Origin of the sequence: Streptomyces sp. NBC_00009 (assembly GCF_045040855.1) — a bacterium.
Taxonomy (GTDB): Bacteria; Actinomycetota; Actinomycetes; order Streptomycetales; family Streptomycetaceae; genus Streptomyces; species Streptomyces aureus.
Genome location: NZ_CP108312.1, coordinates 5,897,217 through 5,922,787 on the forward strand (window position 1 = coordinate 5,897,217; position 25,571 = coordinate 5,922,787).

General features: G+C 71.4%; 21 protein-coding genes. 13 read left to right on the plus strand and 8 right to left on the minus strand.

Going from position 1 to position 25,571, the window contains the following annotated elements; genetic code table 11:
- Positions 1-2: 2 nt before the first annotated feature.
- The 4 genes from OHA58_RS26610 to OHA58_RS26625 all read right to left on the minus strand — a co-directional run bounded on the left by OHA58_RS26610 (position 3) and on the right by OHA58_RS26625 (position 4,490).
- The gene (locus OHA58_RS26610) at positions 3-617 is read right to left on the minus strand and encodes a DUF4126 domain-containing protein (protein WP_116502562.1); all 615 of its coding nucleotides are present in this window, start codon (positions 615-617) and stop codon (positions 3-5) included.
- Positions 618-1,007: 390 nt separating this feature from the next.
- Complete coding sequence (locus OHA58_RS26615) at positions 1,008-1,616, minus strand: TetR/AcrR family transcriptional regulator (protein WP_100592205.1); 609 nt, start codon at positions 1,614-1,616, stop codon at positions 1,008-1,010.
- Positions 1,617-1,651: 35 nt separating this feature from the next.
- Entirely contained in the window at positions 1,652-3,736 is a 2,085-nt protein-coding gene (locus OHA58_RS26620; protein ID WP_405481862.1) for a YhgE/Pip family protein, read from the minus strand.
- A complete protein-coding gene (locus tag OHA58_RS26625; protein WP_405481864.1) occupies positions 3,708-4,490 on the minus strand; it encodes an ATP-binding cassette domain-containing protein in 783 nt (260 codons plus the stop codon). The genes OHA58_RS26620 and OHA58_RS26625 overlap by 29 nt, the downstream gene beginning before the upstream one ends.
- 160 nt (positions 4,491-4,650) lie before the next feature.
- On the opposite strand from OHA58_RS26625, the gene OHA58_RS26630 reads away from it, so the two are divergent.
- The 3 genes from OHA58_RS26630 (at position 4,651) to OHA58_RS26640 (ending at position 6,799) form a co-directional block, all read left to right on the plus strand.
- Complete coding sequence (locus OHA58_RS26630) at positions 4,651-5,205, plus strand: SAV_6107 family HEPN domain-containing protein (protein WP_405481866.1); 555 nt, start codon at positions 4,651-4,653, stop codon at positions 5,203-5,205.
- A gap of 129 nt (positions 5,206-5,334) precedes the next feature.
- The gene (locus tag OHA58_RS26635) at positions 5,335-6,105 is read left to right on the plus strand and encodes a methyltransferase (RefSeq protein ID WP_405481868.1); all 771 of its coding nucleotides are present in this window, start codon (positions 5,335-5,337) and stop codon (positions 6,103-6,105) included.
- A gap of 274 nt (positions 6,106-6,379) precedes the next feature.
- The gene (locus OHA58_RS26640; protein ID WP_405481869.1) at positions 6,380-6,799 is read left to right on the plus strand and encodes a DUF3040 domain-containing protein; all 420 of its coding nucleotides are present in this window, start codon (positions 6,380-6,382) and stop codon (positions 6,797-6,799) included.
- 200 nt (positions 6,800-6,999) lie between these two features.
- On the opposite strand, the gene OHA58_RS26645 is transcribed toward OHA58_RS26640, so the two are convergent.
- The 4 genes from OHA58_RS26645 to OHA58_RS26660 form a co-directional block, all read right to left on the minus strand.
- Entirely contained in the window at positions 7,000-9,417 is a 2,418-nt protein-coding gene (locus OHA58_RS26645; RefSeq protein WP_405481870.1) for a DUF3488 and DUF4129 domain-containing transglutaminase family protein, read from the minus strand.
- A gap of 34 nt (positions 9,418-9,451) precedes the next feature.
- Entirely contained in the window at positions 9,452-10,801 is a 1,350-nt protein-coding gene (locus OHA58_RS26650) for a DUF58 domain-containing protein (protein ID WP_405481871.1), read from the minus strand.
- Positions 10,801-11,820 (minus strand): AAA family ATPase, encoded by a 1,020-nt coding sequence (locus OHA58_RS26655; RefSeq protein WP_405481872.1) that lies wholly within the window; start codon positions 11,818-11,820, stop codon positions 10,801-10,803. Before OHA58_RS26655 ends, OHA58_RS26650 begins: the two co-directional genes overlap by 1 nt.
- 218 nt (positions 11,821-12,038) lie before the next feature.
- The gene (locus OHA58_RS26660; RefSeq protein ID WP_405481873.1) at positions 12,039-12,650 is read right to left on the minus strand and encodes a beta-class carbonic anhydrase; all 612 of its coding nucleotides are present in this window, start codon (positions 12,648-12,650) and stop codon (positions 12,039-12,041) included.
- A 255-nt stretch (positions 12,651-12,905) separates the two neighbouring features.
- Between OHA58_RS26660 and rsmH the strand changes: the two genes are divergently transcribed.
- The 10 genes from rsmH (at position 12,906) to OHA58_RS26710 (ending at position 25,496) form a co-directional block, all read left to right on the plus strand.
- Positions 12,906-13,865: a 16S rRNA (cytosine(1402)-N(4))-methyltransferase RsmH gene (gene rsmH / locus OHA58_RS26665; protein WP_405481874.1), complete on the plus strand. Its 960-nt coding sequence runs from the start codon at positions 12,906-12,908 to the stop codon at positions 13,863-13,865.
- A gap of 25 nt (positions 13,866-13,890) precedes the next feature.
- Positions 13,891-14,415, plus strand: coding sequence for a hypothetical protein (locus OHA58_RS26670; protein WP_405481875.1), 525 nt, complete (start codon positions 13,891-13,893; stop codon positions 14,413-14,415).
- A 4-nt stretch (positions 14,416-14,419) separates the two neighbouring features.
- Positions 14,420-16,399 (plus strand): peptidoglycan D,D-transpeptidase FtsI family protein, encoded by a 1,980-nt coding sequence (locus OHA58_RS26675; protein WP_405481876.1) that lies wholly within the window; start codon positions 14,420-14,422, stop codon positions 16,397-16,399.
- Positions 16,400-16,430: 31 nt separating this feature from the next.
- On the plus strand, positions 16,431-18,095 hold the full coding sequence (locus OHA58_RS26680) for a UDP-N-acetylmuramoyl-L-alanyl-D-glutamate--2,6-diaminopimelate ligase (RefSeq protein ID WP_405481877.1): 1,665 nt from the start codon (positions 16,431-16,433) through the stop codon (positions 18,093-18,095).
- A 4-nt stretch (positions 18,096-18,099) separates the two neighbouring features.
- Positions 18,100-19,512, plus strand: coding sequence for a UDP-N-acetylmuramoyl-tripeptide--D-alanyl-D-alanine ligase (murF, locus tag OHA58_RS26685; RefSeq protein WP_405481878.1), 1,413 nt, complete (start codon positions 18,100-18,102; stop codon positions 19,510-19,512).
- Entirely contained in the window at positions 19,509-20,582 is a 1,074-nt protein-coding gene (gene mraY, locus OHA58_RS26690) for a phospho-N-acetylmuramoyl-pentapeptide-transferase (protein WP_100592220.1), read from the plus strand. The genes murF and mraY overlap by 4 nt, the downstream gene beginning before the upstream one ends.
- A complete protein-coding gene (murD, locus tag OHA58_RS26695) occupies positions 20,564-22,012 on the plus strand; it encodes a UDP-N-acetylmuramoyl-L-alanine--D-glutamate ligase (RefSeq protein WP_405481879.1) in 1,449 nt (482 codons plus the stop codon). Before mraY ends, murD begins: the two co-directional genes overlap by 19 nt.
- 87 nt (positions 22,013-22,099) lie before the next feature.
- Positions 22,100-23,413: a putative lipid II flippase FtsW gene (ftsW, locus tag OHA58_RS26700; RefSeq protein WP_405481880.1), complete on the plus strand. Its 1,314-nt coding sequence runs from the start codon at positions 22,100-22,102 to the stop codon at positions 23,411-23,413.
- Positions 23,414-23,419: 6 nt separating this feature from the next.
- Positions 23,420-24,511 (plus strand): undecaprenyldiphospho-muramoylpentapeptide beta-N-acetylglucosaminyltransferase, encoded by a 1,092-nt coding sequence (murG, locus tag OHA58_RS26705; RefSeq protein WP_405481882.1) that lies wholly within the window; start codon positions 23,420-23,422, stop codon positions 24,509-24,511.
- A gap of 142 nt (positions 24,512-24,653) precedes the next feature.
- Positions 24,654-25,496: a cell division protein FtsQ/DivIB gene (locus OHA58_RS26710; RefSeq protein WP_405481883.1), complete on the plus strand. Its 843-nt coding sequence runs from the start codon at positions 24,654-24,656 to the stop codon at positions 25,494-25,496.
- Positions 25,497-25,571: the final 75 nt, after the last annotated feature.

The following is a 25,571-nucleotide window of genomic DNA, read 5'->3' on the forward strand; positions in this document are numbered from 1 at the left end:
GATCAGCCCGGCGGCGCCCCGGTCCGGTGGGCGATGCGCCTCTCCTCGCGCCGCTGTGCCCGGCGCCGCAGGAAGCGCCGGATCCGCGAGATCAGGAAGTACAGCATGAGCAGCCCGAGGAAGAGCAGGACGGCGGCGATGATCGCGGCCGCTTCGGGATGGAATATGGCGAACGTGATGATTCCGGCGACCCCGAGGTCCTCGGCCGAGCTCACCGCGATGTTGCTGAACGGCTCGGGCGAGGTGTTGATCGCCATGCGGGTCCCGGCCTTCACGGCGTGGCTGGCCAGCGCCGTCGACCCGCCGACCGCGCCCGCCGCCAGGTCGGAGAGCGACCCGCTCTGGCCGGCGAGCAGCGCGCCGACGACGGCGCCCGACACCGGCCGGATCACCGTGTGCGCGGTGTCCCAGAGCGAGTCCACGTAAGGGATCTTGTCGGCGACGGCCTCGCACAGGAACAGCACCCCGGCGGCGATGAGCACGTCCGTGCGCTGGAGCGACTCGGGGACTTCGTCGGTCAGCCCGGTCGCGCCGAAGACACCGAGGAGGAGAACCACCGCGTACGCGTTGATCCCGCTCGCCCAGCCGCTGGTGAAGACCAGGGGGAGTACGGACACGGACGAGATCGTAACCAGTCGCGAAGTCCGTGTCCTGGGCCTGAGCACCCAGGCCTGAGTATCCGTACCTAGTGCGTGAGATGAGTAGCTGCGCGGATGGGGTCCGACCTGCGCGGACGGGAGAGTGGAGACACGGAAGGGGGCGCGGCGCCGGTACCGCCGACACGGGGCGGCGGAACAGCGCTTCGCCCCCTTGGCCGCTCCTCCCGCCACGGCGGGGGGCGAGGCACGGGGGCCCGCACGTCCGGCGGGCCCACGGGGGAACACGGGGATACGGGGAACACGGGGGGACAACGGGGGAGGCGCCGGTCCGGTGAGGCCTGAGAGTTCGGGCCGCGCCGGACCGGCGCTCTGTTGTCTCCGTTGTCTCCGCTTTGCGTCCGGGGGCGGTCAGCGGCCGCCGGTCACGCGCCCCTGGAGCAGCCGTGACAGCGCCGCGTGGACGTCGTCCAGGGAGCGCTCCGGCTGGAAGGCCTGCCAGTCCAGGGCGGCCACGAGGACCATGCCGACCAGCGCGGCCGCCGTCAGCGGGATGTCGATCTCCTCGCTCAGCTCACCACCCTCGACCGCGTCCCGCAGCACGTCCTCCACGACGGCGACGGCCTCCTGCCGGACCACCGCGAGCGTGGACTGCCAGGCGCGGTTGGTGCGCCACAGCTCGGCCACGTACAGCTGGGTGAAGGCCGGATAGCGGTCGATGAAGACGAGGCCGGCCCGGATCATCGCGTCGAGGGCGTCGATCTTGCTGCCGCCGCTCGCGGCCGTCTTCTCCGACGCCTCCCGCAGTGAGGCGGTGAGAAGCCCGACTCCGTGCCGGAGCAGCTCCTCGAAGAGGACCGACTTGCTGGCGAAGTTGTAGTAGACCGTGCCTTTCGCGACCCCGGCGCGCTCGGCGATCTCGTCGACCGTGGTGGCCGAGAACCCTTGCTCCGCGATGAGCGTGACCGCGGCCTCGTACAGCTTCTGCCGGGTGGCCTGGCGCCGTGTGCTGCTTTCCATGCCCCTGATTCTCACAGGCGGCGGTGTGGGCGCGCTCACAGGCTCAGTTCGGGGTGCAGCCGGTCGAGTGTCCACACCTGCTTGCTGCGGGCGCTGAGCGCGGTCAGGGCCAGTGCGCCGGCCGTGAACGCGGCGAGCACGGCACACGCCTGCCACACGGGTCCGAGGCCACCGCCCGAGATCAGTCTCCGCAGCGCCTCGACGACGTAGGTCATCGGCAGGAAGGGGTGGATCGCGTTGAAGAAGCCGGGGCTCGTCTGCACGGGATACGTGCCGCCCGCTGACGTCAACTGGAGCATCAGGACGGCGAGTACGAGGATCCGCCCCGCCGCTCCGAAGCGGGCGTTCAGCCACTGCACGATCGCGGCGAAGCACGCCGTGACGAGGAACAGGAAGCCGACCGTTCCGGCCGCCCTGACCATCTGGAGCCCCAGCGCCCAGTGCAGCACGGACATCAGGGCGGCCACCTGGAGCACCCCGAGCGCGGCCACGGGCAGCCAGCCCGCCAGCGCGATCCGCCAGGCGGAGGCGCCCGCGGCGAGTGCGCGCCGGTTGAGCGGCTGGATCAGCATGTAGGCCACCATCGCGCCGACCCACAGGGACAGCGGGATGAAGTACGGGGCGAATCCGGTGCCGTAGTTGGGCGCCTTGTGCAGGGACTGGGAGGCGAGCTGGACCGGGTCGGACATGACACCGGTGCGCCGGTCGCGGTCCTTCTTGTCGTAGTCGGGGATCTGCATCACCCCGTCGTGCAGCCCGCCGGCCAGCTCTCCGGAGCCGTCGGCCAGCTTGAACATGCCGCCGTTGAGATCGCTCGCGCCCGTCTTCAGCTTGCCGACGCCCGTGTCGAGGTCCGCCGAGCCCGTCTTCGCCGTGCCGAGCCCGGTGTGCAGCTGCTTGGCGCCCGTGGCGACCTGACCCGCGCCCTTGTTGAGCGCGTTGATCTTCGAGACGGCGGTGGCCACGTCCTGGTCGAGCGTCGGGGCGTGCTTGGCCAGCGCCTCGGACTGCCGCTGGAGCGTGGCGAGATGGCGGTCGAGGGTGTCCAGGTCGCCGTGGTCGTCCTCGATCAGGACGTTCAGGTCGTCGGCGACCTTCGCCACGTCGGCCGCGGCCACCTTGGCCTTCTTCAGGTCGGGGCAGGCAGGGTCGGGCAGCGGCAGCGTCTCGCAGCGCGCCTTGTAGACCCCGTCCAGGGCGTCGGATCCCGCGTGCGCGCCCTTGGCGGCCGTCGGCGCCGTCTTCACCAGGACATCAAGGTTGTGCCGGATGCCCTTCGCGGAGTCGGCGACGAGCCGGGCGGTGTCGCCGATCGCCTTCTTGTTGTCCTTCAGGAACGGCCGCACCTGGCCGTCGATGCCGTTGACCTTGTCGGCGAGGAGCTGGGTGCCGTCGGAGACCTGCTTCGAGCCGGACTCCAGATCCCCTGCGCCCTTGTTCAGCTTCTTGATCCCGCCGGCCAGGTCACCGCTGCCCTTCTTGGCGTCCTTCAGACCGTCCGCCAGGTCCTTGGATCCCTTCTTCGCCTTGCCGATACCGCCCTTGAGCTGGTCGGCCCCCTTCGCGGCCTTCTTGGTCGCGTCGTGGATGTCGGAGAAGGAGATGAAGATCCGGTCGAGGAAGGAGCGCGACGCGTTGGTGGACGCCGCCGAACGCACCTCGGAGAACACCGTCCGCGAGATCTGCCCGACGATGTAGTTGTTGGCGTCGTTCGTCCGCACCTGAAGGGCGCCGGTCTCCGGGGTGTCCCCGGAACTGGACGCGATGCGCTCGCTGAAGTCCGCGGGCATCGTCAGCGACAGGTAGTACGTCCCGTCCTCGACGCCCTTGCGGGCCTGCTCCGCGCTCACCTCGTGCCACTCGAAGGTCTTGCTGTCGTGCAGCCCCTCGGTGATGTCGTCGCCCGCCACGATCTTCTGGCCGGCGGCCCGCGCCCCCTTGTCGTCGTTGACGAGCGCGACGGGAATCCTGTCGAGACGCCCGTACGGGTCCCAGAACGACCAGAGGTACAGGGCGCCGTACAACAGGGGCAGCAACAGGAGCGCGGCGAGCGCGGCGCGCGGCAGCTTCCCCCTGCCGAAGCGCCTGAGCTCAAGCGCGGCCAGCTTCGGCGAGCGCATCCGCCGTCTCCTTCTTGTCGGTCTCGGGATTCTCGGGGCTCTGCTCGTCCGCTTCGTCGCGGGGCGCCGTCGATACGACGACCGCGTCCTTCGGCGCCTCGCTGCACACCGCCACGACCGTCGTGCCGGACTCGGCGACGGACCTCAACAGGTCCCAGACCTGCGTCCGTTCGGCGTCCGAGAGCTTCAGGTCGGTGTCGTCGACGCCGAGCAGCCGCGGCCGCCCGATCAGCGCGAGGGCCACCGACAGCCGGAGCGCCTCGATCCGCTCAAGGTCGCGCACGGCGGTGCGGGTGCCCTTCGGCAGCGCCTCCCGGTCGAGGCCCGCGGCGGCCAGCGCGGTGTCGATCCGCAGCCGCGAGGCGGCGGCCCACTCGGCCCGTGGCCGCAGCAGCGCCCGCAGGGAACCGTCGAACCGCCGCTGGAGCAGCCCCCGTTCGCGCAGATGCTCCTCGACCGTCAGCGCGGGATCGAGGTCGGTGACCCCGGGCACATGGGCGAGAGCGCTGATCCGGCGGACGGCGGACAACTGCTTCGGCAGCCGGAAGGGGCCGACGGACGCGGCGCCCTCGGTGGGCCGCATGCGTCCGGTGAGGGCGAGCAGCAGGCAGGTGCGGCCCGACCCGGACGGCCCTTCGACGGCGACGAGCGCCCCGGGCTCCGCGTCGATGTCCACCCCGCGGAACGCCCAGCCGCGCGGGCCCTTGAGCCCGAACCCCTCGGCGTTGACGGCGACCGCGTTCGGACCGTCCATGGTCGGGCCCCCCCTTTTTTTGAACTGACTGGTCAGTGCAAAAGTTAGCCCGAACTGTCGCTCGAAGCAAAGGCGCAGGTCAGGGCCGATTGTCAGTGGCGTACTCCACGATGGGCACATACGGCCACTGAGCCGTCACGCAGACGACAGGAGGTTCGTCATGGCTGGACATTCAGCAGCAGCCGCACGCCGGCCCCGCGCCACCGGCCCTGCACCCTCGCTGACCGGACCCGCCGCCGACGTCCACCCCGTACTCCGCCGGGCGACAGCCCCTCCCGCCGCACTCGACCTGCTCGCCCAGGCGCGCACGGGACTCGACGAGGCGGCCCTCCTCGAGACGCCCAACGAGCGGTACGCCACGGCCCACCTCGCCGCCCTGCGCACCGCGGCCGCCGTACTCGCCGCCCGCGGCCGCCCCGAACCCACGCCACGACGCCGTGCCCGGATACGGAGCGCCTGGGAAGTGCTCCCCGAGATCGCACCCGAACTGACCGAGTGGAGCGCCCTGTTCGCCTCCGGCGCCACCCGCAGGGCGCGCGCCGAAGCGGGCATCCAGGGGGCCGCCGGCACCCGCGACGCGGACGACCTGCTCCGCGACGTCGCGATGTTCCTGCGCCTCGTCGAGCGGATGCTGCTGCTCCAGCCCTTACTGCCCCAGCCCAGGGCGCAGGACGAGGCCCCGGCGGCAGGCCGGGAGGTGCCCGACGTGGGGTGACCGGACAGCTCTCACGAGGCAATAGGGTGGAGGCGCCCGAAGCCTCCACCCATCGCCGTTGCCGGTGGGGGAGGAACCCCCATCGCTCCGCAGCCCATGAGCCGGAGCCGCGCCGAGGAGTCACCTGTCGTGTCGGACCCGATGCGCCCCCGCGCTTCTCTCCGTACCGCCGTGGTCTGGGACGTTCTCAAGGACGCCCTCGACCGTCGCGTCAAGGCCACGGGGCGCGAGTCGCTCGACGTGCTCGACACCGGAGGCGGCAGCGGTAACTTCGCGGTGCCCGTGGCAGCCCTCGGCCACCGCGTCACCGTCGTCGACCCCAGCCCGAACGCGCTCTTCGCGCTCGAGCGCCGCGCGGCCGAGGCCGGCGTGGCCGACCGGGTGCGCGGGGTGCAGGGCGACGTCTCCGGTCTCTTCGACGTCGTCGAGCGCGACGGATACGACGCGGTCCTGTGCCACGGCGTCCTGGAGTACGTCGACGACCCGGCCGAGGGCGTACGCAACGCGGTGGGCGCCCTGCGCTCCTCCGGCGTCCTCAGCCTGCTCGCCGCGGGACTCGGCGGCGCCGTGCTCGCCCGGGCACTCGCCGGGCACTTCAAGGAGGCCAGGCAGGCCCTCGGTGACCCGGCGGGCCGCTGGGGCGACGGCGACCCCGTGCCGCGCCGCTTCAGCGCCGAGCAGCTCACCCAGCTCGTCGCATCCGCGGGCGTCGAGGTCGGCGCGGTGCACGGTGTACGGGTCTTCGCCGACCTCGTGCCGGGCGTCCTCGTGGACACCGAACCGGGCGCCCTCCAGGAGCTCCTCAAGCTGGAGGCCGCCGCCGCAGAGCTGCCCGCGTTCCACTCCGTCGCCACGCAGCTGCACATCCTCGGTGAGAAGCAGGAGACCCCGGAGGTCTGAGGGCTCCCGGCGACGCGCCGCTGATCAGCGGCGCAGCGGCGGATGGAGTACGCCACAGGCCCCCCGCTTCGGCGCCGGGCGCCGTATGATCGAGGGAGACGGACCGGCATGACGGGACGGCCGCCGGGGCATTAACGCCTCAGCGAGCCGGAGCGGAGTGGCGGTCCTGGTTGGCGAAGTTGGCGTAGAGGGGCGGGTTTCACGGGGGCGATTCCCTGCCTATCCTGAAGGGGACCCCCGGTCGCCCCGGCGACTGCACGATGAGGAGGACTCCGTGCCGCTCTCGGAGCACGAGCAGCGAATGCTCGAGCAGATGGAGCGAGCGCTGTACGCCGAAGATCCCAAGTTCGCGACAGCGCTTGAGGGAAGCGGGCTGCGTACGTACACCCGACGTCGGGTCTACCAGGCAGTCGCCGGATTCCTGGTGGGTATCGCGCTCCTCATGGCCGGAATGGTCGCACAGCAGATCTGGATCAGCGTGGTGGGGTTCCTCGTCATGCTGGGCTGCGCGGTCCTTGCCATGACCGCATGGCGCAAAGCGCCCAAGCCCGGTGAACAGCCGGCTGCCGGAGCAGCGCCAGGAGCGCCACCGGCCGCACGGCGACAGGGCAAGAAGCACCGGTCGATGATGGACCGGATCGAGAAGCGCTGGCAGCGGCGCCGAGACGAACAGGGCGGCCAGGGCGGCCGCTGAGCCCCCGCCGGACGAGGTCCTCACGGGATCAGAAGTCCTCACAGGAACAGATGCAGCTGAGGGGTGACCACTCACGAGTGGTCACCCCTCAGGCGTATCCGCTTGCTGGTGTATCCGCGGACCGGCGTATGCGCGGGCCGGCTATCCGCGCGCTGGCGTGGCCAGTTGCGCGCGAGAGGCGCCGCCCCGCAGCCCTCCTGTCAGCCCTCCTGGCCGGAAGGCCGCCGCGCCCGCCGCAGAAGCGTCGACTTCCGGGCCGTCCAGCGGGAGTCGAGCTCCGCCCAGCGCTGCGAAAGGCTCCACGCCACTCGAACGGCCGAGCGCGGTGCGAGCGTCGCCCGCAGCCGGGCCGAGCGGCTCGCCTTGGCGTGCAGGCCCTGCTCAAGGCGGCGCACATCGTCCCCGAGACCCGCCGTCGGCTGCGGCCTCGGCGCGTAGAGCACCTGCTCCACCGCGGCCGCCACCCGTTGCACGGAGTCCGCGGCCACCTGATCGAGCTCTCCGACGCGGACGATCCGCGCGGCAGCCTTCCGTGGCGTCTGTGACTCGTCCGGTGCGATGCCGTGGTCCCACGCCGTATCGGTCACTTCCAGCCACGCCGCGAGGGTGCGGGCCGCCGCGTCCCCGTCCGTGCGGCCGGACGAGCCGAGCCGCACGGCCCGTACCCGCCGCCGCCACAACATCGGCAGCAGTGGCACGAGCACCACCAACAGCACGCCAAGCGCGACGAGGGCAATCGTGCCGAAGGGCGGGCCGTCGCCGCCGGACGCGCCGATCACCGCGGGCGCCGTGTTCGAGCAGCCTTCCAGCTTTCGCTCGGCCGCCGGGCAGTTGTCCGACGCGGAAGGCTGCCCTGCCGACGGCTGGGACGAGGCGGCCTCGCTGGGCGCCGCCGGGTTGCTCGGGTTGCCCGCCGGGGTGTCGTCACGGGTGTACTCGGGCGCCGTGCCGCGGTTGGGCGTCGGCTCGAAGCGCGTCCAGCCCGCGCCCTCGAAGTACAGCTCCGGCCACGCGTGCGCGTCCCGCAGGCCGACCGACATCCGGCCGTCCGCCTGCGGAGAGCCCGGCGTGAAGCCCACCGCCACCCGCGCCGGGATCCCCAGCGTCCTGGCCATCGCTGCCATCGAGAAGGAGAAGTGGACGCAGAAGCCCTCCTTGTTCTTCAGGAAACGGGCGATGGCCGAGGAGCCGCTGCCGGCCTGGACCTCCGTGTTGTACGTGAAGCCGCCGCTCACGGCGAAGTAGTCCTGGAGTTTCACGGCCCGCTGGTAGTCGTTCGCCGCGCCCTCGGTGACGCGCAGCGCCGTCTTCTCGACGATCGCGGGCAGCGACGACGGCACCTTGGTGAACTCCCGCCGCAGCTCGTTCGGCGCCGCGGGAGCGTTCGCCAGCTGCTCCGCCGTCGGCTGCACGATCAGGCTCTCGACGCCGTACTTCTTGCCACGGGTGGTCTGGTTGTGGTCGCCGACGAGGGTCCGGCCCACCGGCTCGTACCGCCAGCGTCCCGAGATGTCGACCTTCGTCGCCGGGTAGGGGAGCGGCAGCCAGTCCTGGGCGTACCAGCCGGCCGCCGCGATGTTCGTGCGGATCTCCGTCCGGCGGACGTCCGCGCCGAGGCCGCGGGGGCTCGGGAACGGCGAGGGCACGTCGATGATGCTGCGCTTGGCGGGCCGCCAGGTCGTCCCGTCGAACTCGTCGAGGGAGACGATCCGCAGATAGAGGTCCTGGGTGTCCTTCGAGTTCGTGCGGTACGACATCACCTCCCGGTCCTCGGGCTGGTTCAGGCTGTTCTGGAGGGAGACCAGGGGGTTCACGGCGGAGATGGTGCCGCCGCCCCCGGAGCCCACGCCCGCGCCCGTACCCGTCGTGCCGAGCAGGCCCCCGTCCAGCGCGGGCAGGGCGAGCGGCACCACCAGGGCGATGCCGAGCGCGAGCGCGCCGATGCGGCGGCCCGTGCGGATCGGGGCCACGGCATCGGCCGTGCTCTCGGCCGCGCCGCCCGCGCGGCCCGGTGAGCGGGCCGTGCCGCCGAAGACGCGCCCCCACTGCGAGAGCCGGTCCCGGCCCTCGGCGAGGAGCAGCATCAGATAGCCGCCGGCGGCGAGCAGGAACCACAGCCAGTCGGCGGAGCCGTGGGAGAGGCCCGCGGCGACCGAGTACAGAGCGAGCAGCGGCAGCCCGGCGGGCGCCGCGCTGCGGAACGTCACCGCGAGCGCGTCCACCGCGAGGCCGATCACCAGGACGCCGCCCACCAGCATCAGCCGGATCCCGTCGGACAGCGGCGCGGGGATCGCGAACCGACCCACGTCGTCGCCGCCCGCCTGGAGCAGCTCCCCGAAGTGGCGGAACGCCTCCGGGCCCGGCAGCACCCCGCCGATCGCCTGCGCGTTCGCGAACAGCAGGGTGAGCAGCATCAGCGTCACGAGAGCCTGCACGGCCACCGTGAGCGGCCGCGCGAGAGGCACGCGCCGGGTCAGTGCCCCCACCCCGGCCTGGACGACCAGCAGGAACGCGGCCTGGAAGATCCAGGTCGCCAGATCGACCAGCGGCAGCAGGGCACACGCCGCCATGAACGTGGCCGCCGTCGCACACAGCGTCAGCCGAGCGCCTCCACTCATGACCGCGCCTCTCCCCCGGTGACATCACGCATGATCAAGAACCCCACCCCGTCACCGCCGGTCCGCTCTCCGCGCCGGTGGACGCCCGGTGCCGGTCGGCGTCGCGCCACAGGTCGATCAGGGAGGTGCCGGGCGGGACCGCGAGGGCCGACCAGCCCGCCTCGCGCAGCATCCGCAGCCGCTCCTCGCAGCGCTCCGAAGGGCCGCCGCGCGTCCAGGTCTCGCTGTCGAGCACGAAGGCGACGGCGCCGCCGCTGCGCTGCCGCATCCTGGCGGCGACCGCGGTCTGCTCCTCGTCGAGATCGCCGAAGAAGGCCACCAGCAGCCCCTCGTTCCCCCCGCGCAGCACGTCGTACGCGCGCGAGAGCCCCGAGCCGTCCGAATGGTCGACGACGGCGAGCGTGTCCATCATCAGTCCGGCCGCGTCCGCCGACTCCTGGCTGGCGCCCGCGAACCCGTCGGACCCCTCGCCCGGCACCGAATTGCCCGTATCGGTCAACAGACGTACGGAGAAGCCCCGTTCAAGCATGTGGAACAGCGTCGACGCCGTGCCCGACACCGCCCACTCGAAGGCCGAGTCGGGGCCCGCGCCCTGGAAGGCGAGGCGCCGGGTGTCGAGGAGCACCGTGCAGCGGGCCCGCTGCGGCTGCTCCTCGCGGCGCACCATCAGCTCGCCGTAGCGCGCGGTCGAGCGCCAGTGCACACGGCGCAGGTCGTCCCCGTAGCGGTACCCGCGCGGGATCACGTCGTCCTCGCCGGCCAGGGCCAGCGAGCGGTTCCGCCCGTCGCCGTATCCCTTGGCCTCGCCGGTCAGCCGCACCGCGGGCAGCGGTTCCACGCGCGGGATGACGGTGAGGGTGTCGTACGTGGCGAAGGAGCGGGACAGCTCGCACAGGCCGAACGGGTCCGTCAGGCGCAGCTGGAGCGGGCCGAGCGGATAGCGGCCCCGCAGGTCCGAGCGCACGCGGTACGACACCTCGCGGCGGCCGCCCGCCTCCACCCGGTCCAGGACGAAGCGGGGGCGCGGCCCGAGCACGTACGGCACCCGGTCCTGGAGCATGAGCAGGCCCGTGGGCAGCCGCGAGACGTTGTCCATGCGGAGATGGACGCGGGCCTCGCTGCCCGCGGGCACGCGCGCGGGGGACAGCCGTCGGCTGCCCGCGACCCGGTAGCGCGTGCGGTAGAGCACGAACGCGCAGACCAGCGGCAGCACGGCGAGCAGCAGCCCGACCCGGAGCAGATCGCTCTGTCCCAGGACGTACGCGCAGATCGCCGCCGCCACCCCGGCGGCCAGGAACGAACGTCCGCGGGTGGTCAGCCCCGAGAGCGCGACCCGAAGGCCGCCCTTGTCGTCGTCACCCCCGAAGCCTCCCCCCTCGGCCATCACAGCCTCCGGGCGCCGGGCGGCTGCTGGCCGTACATCGGGGACCCGTGGCCCGAGGCGGCAGGGACCGACGTGTGCTGGAGGATCTCCAGGACGACCTGCTCGGACGTGCGCCGGTTCAGCTGGGCCTGCGCCGTGGGCAGCAGGCGGTGCGCGAGGACCTGCACGGCGAGCCCCTGCACGTCGTCGGGCAGCGCGTACTCACGCCCGCTCAGCGCCGCGGATGCCTTCGCCGCCCGCAGCAGGTGCAGCGTGGCGCGCGGCGAGGCACCGAGTCTGAGGTCGGGGTGGCTGCGCGTGGCGGCGACCAGGTCGACCGCGTACCGCCGCACCGAGTCGGCCACGTGGACCGAGCGGACGGCGTCGACGAGCTTCACGATGTCGTGCGCGTGCGCCACCGGCTGGAGGTCGTCCAGCGGGGAGGCCCCGCCGTGGATGTCGAGCATCTGCAGCTCGGCCTCCGGGCTCGGGTAGCCGATCGACACCCGGGCCATGAAGCGGTCGCGCTGCGCCTCGGGCAGCGGGTACGTGCCCTCCATCTCGACCGGGTTCTGCGTGGCGACCACCATGAAGGGGCTGGGCAGCTCGTACGTCTGCCCGTCGATGGTGACCTGGCGCTCCTCCATGGACTCCAGGAGCGCCGACTGCGTCTTGGGGGACGCGCGGTTGATCTCGTCGCCGATCACGATCTGCGCGAAGATCGCGCCGGGCTTGAACTCGAAGTCCCGGCGCTGCTGGTCCCAGATGGAGACACCGGTGATGTCCGACGGCAGCAGGTCGGGCGTGAACTGGATACGACGCACCGAGCAGTCGATGGACTTGGCGAGCGCCTTCGCCAGCATGGTCTTGCCGACGCCCGGTACATCCTCGATGAGCAGGTGCCCCTCGGCCAGGAGCACCGTCAGCGAAAGCCGTACGACCTCCGGCTTGCCCTCGATCACACCCTCCACCGACCTGCGGACTCGCTCCACAGTGGTGGTCAGATCAGTGAGGCTCGCTCGATCGTCATAGGTCGTCACCCGGCCCTCCTCGGCCCGTACTTTCCGGGCCGACGCTCTTGGCTGCGGACCGGCCCACCCCGAAACACGGACACCACGCGCGAGCAGTTCCGTCTTCTCGCGCGAGGTGCCTCACCGCATTCTTGTTGCCGTTACCGGTTCGTGTCACTCGACTGTGGATAACTGGCAGCGATATGTCGGGGCTTACGACCTTTTGAGAGCATGGTCGAGTCCGTGGCTCAGTTGGGCCGGATCTCCCGCAGCCCACCCGACTTCACGTCGAAGACAAAGCCGCGTACGTCGTCGGTGTGCAGCAGGAAGGGGGAGGTGCGCACCTTCTGGATGGACTGGCGCACGTCCTGGTCGACATCGCGGAACCCCTCGACGGCCCAGGTCGGGCGCTGGCCGACCTCCATCTCCAGGTCGTGCCGGAAGTCCTCGGAGAGGCCTTCCAGGCCGCAGCCCGAGTGGTGGATCAGCACCACGCTGCGGGTGCCGAGCGCACGCTGGCTGATGGTCAGCGAGCGGATGACGTCGTCGGTGACGACACCGCCCGCGTTGCGGATGGTGTGGCAGTCGCCCAGCTCGAGGCCCAGGGCGGCGTGCAGGTCGAGCCGCGCGTCCATACAGGCCACCACGGCCACCTGCAGAACGGGACGGGCGTCCATGCCGGGGTCGGTGAACGCCGCGGCGTAGTGCTTGTTCGCCTCGACGAGGCGGTCGGTCACGGTGCCGTCGACGGGTATGGCGCCTTCGGACTCTGCAGGGAGGGATGCGGAAGTCGTCATAGCTATGACGGTAATGGTCACTCCTGCGACAAGCCCGCTGTGAGAGCGGACAAAGAACGCCATCGCGGCTTGTTGTGAGGTAACCCACAGGGGCGGCGTCGGCTCGCCCGTACGGGTGATTTCTCCTGGTCCGAGGCATCGCGAAGAGGCGGCGCGCGACGCGCAGGCCGGTTGATTGACCGGGCGACACCGTGGACTAAAGTGACGCGGAAACCCCAGGAAACACCGAAGATCCCGGCACTTCACCGGACTCTTCACCACGTGCGCGACGGGCACCCCGGCGGTGCGTGGGCGCCGCGCCGGAACTGAGAGGGCCCCTTGAGCCAGACCCGACATGTCCCGGTGATGCTCCAGCGCTGCCTGGACCTGTTGGCCCCGGCCCTCGCCGAGCCGGGCGCGGTCGTCGTCGACTGCACGCTCGGCCTCGGCGGACACAGCGAGGCCATCCTCTCCACGTTCCCCTCCTGCCGCCTCGTCGGTCTCGACCGCGACAAGGAGGCCCTGCGCCTCTCCGGTGAGCGCCTCGCCCCGTTCGGCGACCGCGCCACCCTGGTGCACGCCGTCTACGACGAGCTTCCCGAGGTCCTCGACCGGCTCGGTATCCCGCGCGTGCAGGGCGTCCTCTTCGACCTGGGCGTCTCCTCCATGCAGCTCGACGAGGCCGACCGCGGCTTCGCCTACGCGCAGGACGCGCCGCTCGACATGCGCATGGACCAGACGACCGGAATGAGCGCCGCCGAGGTCCTCAACACGTACCCCCCGGGCGAACTGGTGCGGATCCTGCGCGCGTACGGCGAGGAGAAGCAGGCCAAGCGGATCGTCTCGGCGGTCGTGCGCGAGCGCGAGAAGGAGCCGTTCAGCAACAGCGCCCGGCTCGTGGAGCTGATCCGCGACGCGCTGCCGCAGGCCGCCAAGCGCACCGGCGGCAACCCCGCCAAGCGCACCTTCCAGGCCCTGCGCATCGAGGTGAACGGCGAGCTCAGCGTCCTGGAGCGGGCCATTCCGGCCGCCGTGAAGACGCTCGCCGTCGGGGGACGTATCGCCGTCCTGTCGTACCACTCGCTCGAGGACCGGCTCGTGAAGCAGGTGTTCGCGGCCGGCGCCGCGACGACCGCGCCGCCCGGACTCCCGGTCGTCCCCGAGCGCTACCAGCCACGGCTCAAGCTGCTCACGCGCGGCGCCGAACTCCCCACGGAGGAAGAGGTCGCCGAGAACCGCCGGGCGGCCCCGGCGCGGCTGCGGGGTGCGCAGCGCATCCGCGAGGAGGTCGCCGGGTGAGTTCCGGGAGCGCGAGGAGGGGTCGATGAGTCCCAGGGGCGAACTGCGGGGGAGGGCCGCGCGACTCGCGCGGCTGCTGCCCTCGGGATCCGCGGGCGCCGGCCAGGCCGCCCGCACACCGTTCGTGCTCCTCGTCGTGCTCCTGCTCGGCGGCGGGCTGATCACGCTCCTGATGCTGAACTCGGCGCTCAACGAAGGGTCGTTCAGGCTGAACGACCTCAAGAAGCAGACGACCGACCTCACCGAGGACGAGCAGGCGCTCCAGCGCGACGTCGACGCCTACGCGGCCCCCGACGCCCTGCAGCGCCGCGCCCGTGAGCTCGGCATGGTCCCCGGCGGCGACCCGGCCTTCCTCAACCCCGACGGCACCGTGCGCGGCGTCCCCGGCGCGGCGGCCGCCCCCTCCACGCTGTGGCGGCCCGCGCCGCCCCCGCCCGCGGTCGCGGGCACGACTCCGAGCCCCTCGCCGACCCCGTCCGCGACCCCCAAGGCCACGCCGAATCCCACGTCCTCGCAGGTGAAACCCGCGCCCTCGACCTCCGGCAGGTGACGGAATGACCGACAGGGAGCCCCCGCGACGCCGGGTCCCAGCCCCCGCGAGGCCCGCGAGGAACGGCCGCCCCGCCCCCTCCCGGCGCCCGAACCCCGGCGCCGGGCGCCCGCGTCCCGCCCCCGTCAAGGCGCCCGCCGCCCTGCGCCTCGGCAGCCCGCGCCCCCGGCTGCGCATGGTCAGCCTGGGCCTCACCCTCGTCCTCATCGCCTTCGTCGTACGCCTGCTCCAGGTGCAGGCCGTCGACGCCAGCGCGTACGCGGCCAAGGCCGAACAGCACCGGTACGTCGAGCACGTCCTCGCGGCCGAGCGCGGCGGGATCACGGACCGCAGCGGGGTCGCGCTCGCCACCAGCGTGGACGCGTACGACATCACGGCCGACCCCACGATGTTCCGGCCGGCGGACACCGCGGCCGCCAAGAACTCCACGGCCCCGGAGGTGCCGCGGGACGCGCCCGAGCAGGCCGCGGCGCTCCTCGCCCCGATCCTCGGCATGGACGCCGACGTGGTCGCGAAGAAGCTGCGGACCCCCAGAACGCGCTACGTCCTGCTGGCCCGCCGCCAGACCCCCCAGGTCTGGAAGCAGATCAAGGACCTCAGGAGCACGCTCTCCGAGAAGGCGGACCGGGAGAAGTCGGCGAGCGTCATCGCCGGAGTCTTCGCCGACCCCAGCAGTAAGCGCGTGTACCCGAACGGCGATCTGGCCGCCGGGATACTGGGCTGGGTCAACGCCGACGGCAAGGGCGGCGGCGGTATCGAGCAGCAGCTGAACAAGGATCTGACGGGGAAGCCCGGCAAGATCAAGTACGCCCAGTCAGGCGGCCGACAGGTACCCACGGCCGGCAGCAACGAGCAGCCCGCAGTGCCCGGTTCGGAGATCGAGCTCACCATCGACCGCGACATCCAGTGGGCCGCCCAGAAGGCCATCACCGACCAGGTGAAGAAGTCCGGGGCGGACCGCGGCTACGTGATGGTGCAGGACACCAGGACCGGCGAGGTCCTGGCGATGGCCAACGCGCCCGGCTTCGACCCCAACGACCTCTCGCAGGCCAACTCCACCGCCATGGGCAACGCCGCGCTCCAGGACGCGTACGAGCCCGGCTCCACCGCGAAGGTCATGTCGATGGCCGCCGTCCTCGAGGAGAACGCGGCCACCCCCGACACGCATGTCACGGTGCCCAACCGGCTGCACCGCGGCGACCGGCTCTTCCAGGACGACATCGACCACCCCACCTGGCATCTCACGCTGAACGGTGTGCTCGCCAAGTCCAGCAACATCGGCACCATCCTGGCGGCGGGCCAGCTCGGCAAGACCCAGCCCCAGGCCAACCAGGTGCTCTCGTCGTACCTGCGCAAGTTCGGCATCGGCCGCCCCACCGGGCTCGGCTTCCCGGGCGAGACCCCGGGCATCCTGGCTCCCGCCGACAAGTGGTCGACCTCGCAGCAGTACACGATCCCTTTCGGCCAGGGTTTCTCCATCAACGCGATGCAGGCGGCCTCCGTCTACTCGACCATCGCCAACGGCGGCGTACGCGTGGAGCCCACCCTCGTACGCGGCACCAAGGGACCCGACGGCAGGTTCACCCCGGCCCCGAAGCCCAAGGAGGACCGGGTCGTCAGCGCGAAGACGGCCAAGAAGGTCGCGCAGATGCTCGAGTCCGTCGTGGACGACGAGGAGGGCACCGGCGCCAAGGCGCGCATCCCCGGCTACCGCGTCGCAGGCAAGACCGGCACCGCCAACCGAGTCGATCCGGCCACCGGCAGGTATAAGGGGTACACGTCGTCGTTCGCCGGTTTCGCCCCCGCCGACAAGCCCCGCGTCACCGTCTACTGCGCGATCCAGAACGCCACCAAGGGCAGCTACTTCGGCGGCCAGATCTGTGGCCCCATCTACAAGCAGGTCATGGAGTTCGCCCTCAAGACGCTCCAGGTGCCGCCCACCGGCGCCGAGCCCGCCCGGCTGCCCGTCAGCTACCAGCCCTGATCCGAGCCCCGAGAGTGACCAGGTACAGCCCGTGACAACGATCACCCCGGACCCCGGGAACCAGCCCGCGCCACGCCCCTCGCTTCGCTCCATGGGGGGTGAGCCCGGTACGCTCACCGCCGTGCCACACGCTGATCAGTCCCAAACCACCCAGAAGGGCGTCCCCGTGACATATCCGGGACCGCCGCGACCGGTGCAGGTCACCGCGACACGACTTGCCGATCTCGCAGATCAGCTGGGTGTCCCCGCGCCCGAAGAGCCTGCGGCGTCGACGGGGAGCACCGGCATCACGCACGACTCGCGCGCCGTGCGCCCCGGCGACATCTACGCGGCCCTGCCCGGCGCCCGCTTCCACGGCGCCGACTTCGCCGCCCAGGCCGCGAGCCTCGGCGCCGTCGCCGCCCTCACCGACCCGTCGGGCGCCGAACGCGTCGCGGCGGCCGGTCTGCCGGCCCTCGTCGTGGAGAACCCGCGCGGCCGGATGGGAGAGCTGGCGGCCACGATCTACGGCCACCCCGGCCGCGATCTGCTCCAGATCGGCATCACGGGCACCTCCGGCAAGACCACGACGGCCTACCTCATCGAGGGCGGGCTGCGCACGATGCACAGCACCGGACTCATCGGCACCGTCGAGATGCGCATCGGCGACGAGCGGATCAAGTCGGAGCGCACCACCCCCGAAGCCACCGACCTCCAGGCGCTGTTCGCGGTGATGCGCGAGCGCGGTGTGGACGCGGTCGCGATGGAGGTCTCCAGCCACGCCCTCGTGCTCGGCCGGGTCGACGGCTGCGTCTTCGACGTGGCGGTCTTCAACAACCTCAGCCCGGAACACATGGAGTTCCACTCCGACATGGAGGACTACTTCCGGGCCAAGGCGCAGCTGTTCACGCGCGCACGCAGCAAACAGGGTGTCGTGAACTACGACGACGAGTACGGCCGCCGGCTCATCGACGAGTCCGAAGTGCCCGTCGTGACCTTCTCCGCCGAGGGCCACCCGGACGCCGACTGGCGCGCCGAGGACGTCGAGGTCGGCCCGTTCGACTCCACCTTCGTGGCCGTCGGCCCCAAGGGCGAGCGGATCACCGCCCAGTCCCCGCTGGCCGGGCCGTTCAACGTGGCCAACGCGCTCGCCGCGATCGTCGCGCTCGCCGTCGCGGGCATCGACCCGCAGCAGGCCGCGGACGGTGTCGCCGCCGTGCCGGGTGTCCCCGGCCGCCTGGAGCGCGTCGACGCAGGCCAGCCCTACCTCGCCGTCGTCGACTACGCGCACAAGACCGACGCCGTCGAGTCCGTGCTGCGCGCGCTGCGCAAGGTCACCGAGAAAAAGCTGCACATCGTGCTCGGCTGCGGCGGCGACCGTGACACCACCAAGCGGATGCCGATGGGCGCCGCCGCCGCCCGGCTCGCCGACATCGCCGTACTGACATCGGACAACCCCCGCTCCGAGGACCCCCTCGCGATCCTCGCCACGATGCTCGCGGGCGCCGCCGAGGTGCCGGCCCACGAGCGCGCCGAGGTCCAGGTCTTCGAGGACAGGGCGGCGGCCATCGCCGCCGTGGTCGCCCGCGCGCAGCCGGGAGACACCGTCCTCGTCGCGGGCAAGGGCCACGAGCAGGGCCAGGACATCGCCGGGGTGGTGCGTCCCTTCGACGACCGCCTGGTGCTTCGCGAAGCTATCCAGCAAACCCAGGGATGAAGTTGTGATCGCCCTCTCCCTCGCCGAGATCGCCACAGCCGTCGGCGGGCAGACGTACGACATACCGGATCCGTCCGTCCAGGTGACCGGACCGGTCGTCATCGACTCCCGGAAGGTCACGGACGGCAGCCTGTTCGCCGCCTTCGTCGGCGAGCGCGTCGACGGCCACGACTACGCGGCCGCCGTGGTGGACGCCGGAGCCGCCGTCGTACTCGCCTCGCGCCCGGTAGGGGTGCCCGCCATCGTGGTCGACGACGTGCAGGCCGCCCTCGGCGCGCTGGCGCGCACCGTCGTCGAACGGCTCGGCGCCACCCTCGTCGCGCTCACCGGCTCCGCCGGCAAGACCAGCACCAAGGACCTGATCGCCCAGGTCCTGCGCCGCAAGGCGCCCACGGTCTTCACGCCGGGCTCGTTCAACAACGAGATCGGCCTGCCGCTGACCGCGCTGAGCGCCACCGACGACACCCGCTACCTCGTCCTGGAGATGGGCGCGCGCGGCAAGGGCCACATCCGGTACCTCACCGGCCTGACCCCGCCGAGGATCGGCGTCGTCCTCAACGTCGGCACCGCGCACATCGGCGAGTTCGGCGGCCGCGAGCAGATCGCCGAGGCCAAGGGCGAGCTGGTCGAGAGCCTGCCGGCCGACGGCACCGCGATCCTCAACGCCGACGACCCCCTGGTCCGCGCGATGGCCTCCCGCACGAAGGCGAGGGTGCTGCTCTTCGGAGAGGCCGCCGACGCCGACGTGCGCGCCGAGAATGTCCGTCTCACGGAGAACGGACAGCCTTCCTTCAGCCTTCGCACACCCTCCGGGTGCAGCGACGTGACCTTGCGCCTGTACGGTGAGCACCACGTGTCGAACGCGCTCGCCGCGGCCGCCGTCGCCCATGACCTTGGCATGTCCGTGGAGGAGATCGCCCTCGCGCTCTCCGAGGCGGGCACTCTGTCCCGCTGGCGTATGGAGGTCACCGAGCGCCCGGACGGCGTGACAGTCGTCAACGACGCCTACAACGCGAACCCCGAGTCCATGCGAGCCGCTCTGCGAGCGCTCGCAGCGATGGGCAGAGGGCGCCGTACATGGGCGGTGCTCGGTCATATGGCCGAGCTCGGGGACGAGGCGCTGGCCGAGCACGACGCGGTCGGACGGCTTGCCGTCCGGCTCAACGTCAGCAAGCTCGTGGCAGTCGGGGGCAGGGAAGCGTCCTGGCTGCAACTGGGCGCCTATAACGAGGGTTCGTGGGGTGAGGAGTCGGTGCACGTGTCCGACGCACAGGCGGCTGTCGACCTGTTGCGCAGCGAGCTGCGCCCGGGTGACGTCGTGCTCGTGAAGGCCTCCAGGTCGGTGGGCCTGGAGAGCGTCGCGCAGGCGCTGCTCGCCGTCGACGGCGACAACGTGGGCGAGGTTGCTGCCCGATGATGAAGCAGATCCTCTTCGCGGGTGTGATCGGGCTCTTCCTGACCCTGATCGGGACACCCCTGCTGATCAAGCTCCTTGCGCGCAAGGGCTATGGCCAGTACATCCGTGACGACGGCCCGCGCGAGCACCACGCCAAGCGCGGTACGCCGACGATGGGTGGTATCGCCTTCATCCTGGCGACGTTCATCGCGTACTTCATGAGCAAGATCATCACCGGCGCCGCGCCGACCCTGTCGGGCCTGCTGGTGCTCGGCCTGATGGGCGGCATGGGCCTGGTCGGCTTCCTCGACGACTACATCAAGATCGTCAAGCGCCGCTCGCTCGGCCTGCGGGCCAAGGCGAAGATGGCGGGACAGCTGACCGTCGGCATCGCCTTCGCGGTGCTCTCGCTCCAGTTCGCCGACAACCGCGGCAACACCCCGGCCTCCACGAAGCTCTCCTTCGTGCAGGACTTCGGCTGGACGATCGGCCCGGTCCTGTTCGTGGTCTGGGCGCTGTTCATGATCCTCGCGATGTCGAACGGCGTGAACCTCACGGACGGCCTCGACGGCCTCGCCACCGGCGCCTCCGTGATGGTCTTCGGCGCGTACACCTTCATCGGTGTCTGGCAGTTCCAGGAGTCCTGCGCCAACGCACAGACCCTCACCAACCCCGCCGCCTGTTTCGAGGTCAGAGACCCACTTGACCTGGCGGTCGTCGCATCGGCCCTGATGGGCGCCTGCTTCGGCTTCCTGTGGTGGAACACCTCGCCCGCGAAGATCTTCATGGGTGACACCGGCTCCCTCGCGCTCGGCGGCGCCCTCGCGGGTCTGGCCATCTGCTCCCGCACGGAGTTCCTGCTCGCCCTGCTCGGCGGCCTGTTCGTCCTGATCACCATGTCCGTGGTCATCCAGGTCGGCTCCTTCCGGCTCACCGGGAAGCGCGTCTTCCGCATGGCGCCACTGCAACACCACTTCGAACTCAAGGGCTGGTCCGAAGTCCTTGTGGTGGTCCGCTTCTGGATCATCCAGGGCATGTGCGTGATCGTCGGACTCGGCCTCTTCTACGCGGGATGGGCAGCCGACAAGTGACCACTGCGTCCGACTGGCAGAACAAGCGGGTCACCGTCGCCGGTCTCGGCGTGAGCGGCATCAGCGCCGCCCGCGCCCTGGCCGGCCTCGGCGCGTCGGTCACGGTCGTGGACGGCGGCGACAGCGAGACGCACCGCGCCAGGGCGGCCGAGCTCGCGCAGCTCGGCGTCGCGGCCCGCCTCGGGGACGCCGAGACGCTCCCCGAAGGCACCGAACTCGTCGTCACGTCACCGGGCTGGAAGCCCTCGTCCCCGCTCTTCGCGGCGGCGGCCAAGGCGGGCGTGGACGTCGTCGGGGACGTGGAGATCGCCTGGCGCCTGCGCGGCCCCGGCGCCGCCCCCTGGCTCGCCATCACGGGCACCAACGGCAAGACCACCACCACACAGATGCTCGCGTCGATCCTGGAGGCGGCGGGCCTGCGCACGGCGGCCGTCGGCAACATCGGTACGCCGATCATCGACGTCGTACTCGAAGGCGACGACGCGTACGACGTGTTCGCCGTCGAGCTCTCCTCGTACCAGCTCCACTGGGCGCCCTCGCTGCGCGCCCACTCCGCGGCGGTCCTCAACCTCGCGCCCGACCACCTCGACTGGCACGGCTCCATGGAGGCGTACGCCGCCGACAAGGGCCGTATCTACGAGGGCAATCAGGTCGCCTGCGTCTACAACGTCGATGCCACCGACAAGCCGTCGACCGAGGACCTGGTCCGCGAGGCCGACGTCGAGGAGGGCTGCCGCGCGATCGGCTTCACCCTCGCCGCGCCGGGCCCCTCCCAACTGGGCGTCGTGGACGGCATCCTGGTCGACCGGGCCTTCGTCGACAACCGGCACAAGAACGCCCAGGAGCTCGCCGAGGTCGCGGACGTCAACCCGCCTGCCCCGCACAACATCGCCAACGCCCTCGCGGCCGCCGCCCTCGCGCGCGCCTTCGGCGTCGAGCCCGCCGCTGTACGCGACGGACTGCGCGCCTTCACACCCGACGCGCACCGCATCGCGCATGTCGCCGACGTCGACGAAGTCGCGTACGTCGACGACTCCAAGGCGACCAACACCCATGCTGCGGAAGCCTCCTTGGCCGCCTACGAGTCGATCGTGTGGATCGCCGGCGGGCTCGCCAAGGGCGCGGCCTTCGACGAGCTCGTCACCAAGTCGGCGAAGCGACTTCGCGGGGTCGTCCTGTTCGGCCAGGACCGCGCGCTGATCCGGGAAGCCCTCGCGCGACACGCCCCTGAAGTCCCGGTGGTCGACCTCGACCGGACCGACACTGGGGCGATGTCGCAGGCGGTCCAGGAGGCCGCGCGGCTCGCCCGGCCGGGGGACACCGTGCTGATGGCCCCGGCCTGTGCGTCGATGGACATGTTCACCAACTACAACAAGCGTGGCGACGCGTTCGCGGAAGCGGTCCGCGAGCTCGGCTCCACGAGCGTCTGACGGGGGCCTTCGGGTGCCCGGTGACGCCGGGCACCCTCGGGAGGGGATCGTGGCAGCGTCATCGTCGTACAGCGGTGGGGTGCGCTGATGCCCGGCAGCAGCGCGCGGGCGGCCCGGCGGCCCCCGGCGGCGCGTCCCCCGAAGAAACCGGCCAGGCCGGCCCGCGTCAGCCCCGTACGACGCCTCTACACCCAGGCTCGCCGCGCCTGGGACCGCCCTCTCACCGCGTACTACCTCATCCTCGGCTCCAGCCTCCTGATCACCGTGCTCGGCCTGGTGATGGTCTACTCGGCCTCGATGATCACGGCGCTGCAGAACGGGCTGCCCAGCTCGTACTACTTCCGCAAGCAGTTCCTCGCGGCGGTGATCGGCGGGGCCCTCCTGTTCGCGGCCATGCGGATGCCGGTGAAGCTGCACCGCGCGCTGGCCTACCCGCTGCTCGCCGGCAGCGTCTTCCTGATGGTCCTCGTGCAGGTGCCGGGGATAGGAGTCTCCATCGGGGGCAACCAGAACTGGATCTCGCTGGGCGGCCCCTTCATGCTCCAGCCCAGCGAGTTCGGGAAGCTGGCCCTCGTCCTGTGGGGCGCCGACCTCATGGCACGCAAGCACGACAAGCGGCTGCTGACCCAGTGGAAACACATGCTGGTGCCGCTCGTCCCGGTGGCCTTCCTGCTGCTCGGACTGATCATGCTCGGCGGCGACATGGGCACCGCGATCCTGCTCACCGCAATCCTCTTCGGACTGCTCTGGCTGGCCGGGGCGCCCACCCGCCTGTTCGTCGGCGTGCTCTCCGTCGCGACCGCCATCGGCGTCTTCCTCATCAAGACCAGCCCCAACCGCATGGCACGCCTGTCCTGCCTCGGCTCCACCGACGCGGGCCCCGACGACATCTGCTGGCAGGGACTGCACGGCATCTACGCCCTCGCCTCGGGCGGATTCTTCGGATCCGGACTCGGGGCGAGTGTGGAAAAATGGGGCCAACTCCCCGAAGCGCACACCGACTTCATCTTCGCCATCACCGGTGAGGAACTGGGCCTTGCGGGGACGCTGTCGGTGCTCGCCCTGTACGCGGCTCTAGGCTATGCGGGTATCCGCGTGGCCGGACGCACGGAGGACCCCTTCGTGAGGTACGCCGCGGGTGGCGTGACCACCTGGATCACGGCCCAGGCCGTGGTCAACCTCGGTGCGGTGCTCGGTCTCCTGCCGATCGCCGGTGTCCCGCTCCCGCTGTTCTCGTACGGGGGGTCAGCGTTGCTGCCGACCATGTTCGCCGTAGGGCTGCTGATCGCGTTCGCGCGGCAGGAACCCGCGGCGCGGGCGGCCCTGGCCATGCGGCAGCCTCGGATGAGATGGAACACGATGCGACGGCGCGCCACGGCGCGTACGTCCGGAGAGCGGTGAATTTCGGTGCATGTCGTACTCGCCGGCGGGGGGACCGCCGGCCACATCGAGCCCGCGCTCGCCCTCGCGGACGCCCTGCGCAGGCAGGACCCGACCGTGGGCATCACGGCCCTCGGTACGGAGAAGGGGCTCGAGACGCGGCTCGTACCCGAGCGCGGATACGAACTCGCGCTGATCCCCGCCGTACCGCTGCCGCGCAAGCCAACCCCTGAACTGATCACCGTCCCGGGCCGGCTGCGCGGCACCATCAAGGCGGCCGAGCAGATCCTGGAGCGCACCAAGGCGGACTGCGTCGTCGGCTTCGGCGGCTATGTCGCCCTGCCCGGTTACCTCGCGGCCAAGCGCCTCGGTGTGCCGATCGTCGTCCACGAGGCCAACGCCCGCCCCGGACTCGCCAACAAGATCGGTTCGCGCTACGCCGCGGGCGTCGCGGTCTCCACGCCCGACAGCAAGCTGCGCGGCGCCCGTTACATCGGCATCCCGCTGCGCCGCACCATCGCCACGCTCGACCGGGCGCGCGTACGGCCCGAGGCGCGCGCCGCCTTCGGCCTCGACCCGAACCTTCCGACGCTGCTCGTGTCCGGCGGTTCCCAGGGCGCGCGCCGCCTCAACGAGGTCGTCCAGCGGGTCGCTCCGCTGCTCCAGCAGTCCGGCATCCAGATCCTGCACGTCGTCGGCCCCAAGAACGAACTGCCGCACGTCCAGCAGATGCCGGGGATGCCCCCGTACATCCCGGTACCGTACGTGGACCGGATGGACCTCGCGTACGCCGCGGCCGACATGATGCTCTGCCGCGCGGGCGCGATGACCGTCGCCGAACTCTCCGCCGTCGGGCTCCCCGCCGCCTACGTCCCGCTGCCCATCGGCAACGGCGAACAGCGGCTCAACGCCCAGCCGGTGGTCAAGGCCGGCGGCGGACTGCTGGTCGACGACGCGGAGCTGACGCCCGAGTGGATCATGGGCAATGTCCTGCCCGTGCTCGGCGACCCGCACCGGCTGTACGAGATGTCCCGCGCCGCCTCCGAGTTCGGCCGCCGGGACGCCGACGAGCTGCTCGTCGGCATGGTGCGCGAGGCGATCGCCTCACGCCACCGCTAATAACACACCGGCGAGTGAGGCGAAGGGGCGCGCCGGTGTCGAGAGGTCGAGCGTGCGGAGGTCCGAAGGGCTGAGCACGCTCGGGCCCCCGACACCGGCCGAGGCGCCCCGGAGGTGAACCGAGCCAGGACAGGGAGTGCGCGTGGCCGGACCGACGACCGCAGACCGCGGTGAGCGGCACAAGCCGAAGTCCGGCCCGCCCCGGCCCCCTCGTGGCCGCCGCCTGCGCCTGCCGCGCCCGCCCGTCCTGATCGTGGCCGGGGTCGCGCTCCTGCTCGGCGCCGCCACCATCTGGCTCCTGTACGGCTCTCAGTGGCTGAGGGTGGAGCGCGTCACGACCTCGGGGACCGGGGTCCTGACGCCCGCTCAAGTGCGCGCGGCCGCCGCCGTTCCGGTCGGTGCCCCGCTGATTTCCGTCGACACGGGCGACATTGAGGACCGTCTTCGCCGGAAATTGCCCCGGATCGACTCGGTCGAGGTCGTGCGTTCCTGGCCGCACGGAATCGGATTGAAAGTGACCGAACGCAAGCCGGTCCTGATTGTCGAAAACGGCGCAAACGGTAAAAACGGCGAAAACCGCGAAGGTGGTTCCAATGCGGGCAAGTTCGTCGAAATTGACGCCAAGGGTGTCCGTTTCGCGACCGTACAGAAGGCCCCTCGCGGCGTTCCCCGACTGGAATTGACGCCGAATCAGTCGGGCGCCGCGGCAAGCCTTCGGCGCTTCGGCCCCGACCGTCTGGTGCGCGAGGCGGTCCGCGTCGCGGGCGATCTGCCCCCGGCCGTGGCCCGTGACACCCGCGCGGTCAGGGTCCGTTCGTACGACGACGTGTCCCTGGAGCTGAGCGGTGGCCGCACCGTCGCATGGGGAAGTGGTGAGAAGGGCGACACCAAGGCGACCACCCTCACCGCCCTCATGAAAGCCGCCCCGGAGGCGCGGCACTTCGACGTAAGTGTCCCCACCGCCCCTGCTTCATCGGGGAGTTGACGCACATCAGTGCAGGCCAGCACCCTGGTTGGGCACTGCTACGGCTGATCACATAGGGTGAAAAGAAAAACGGGA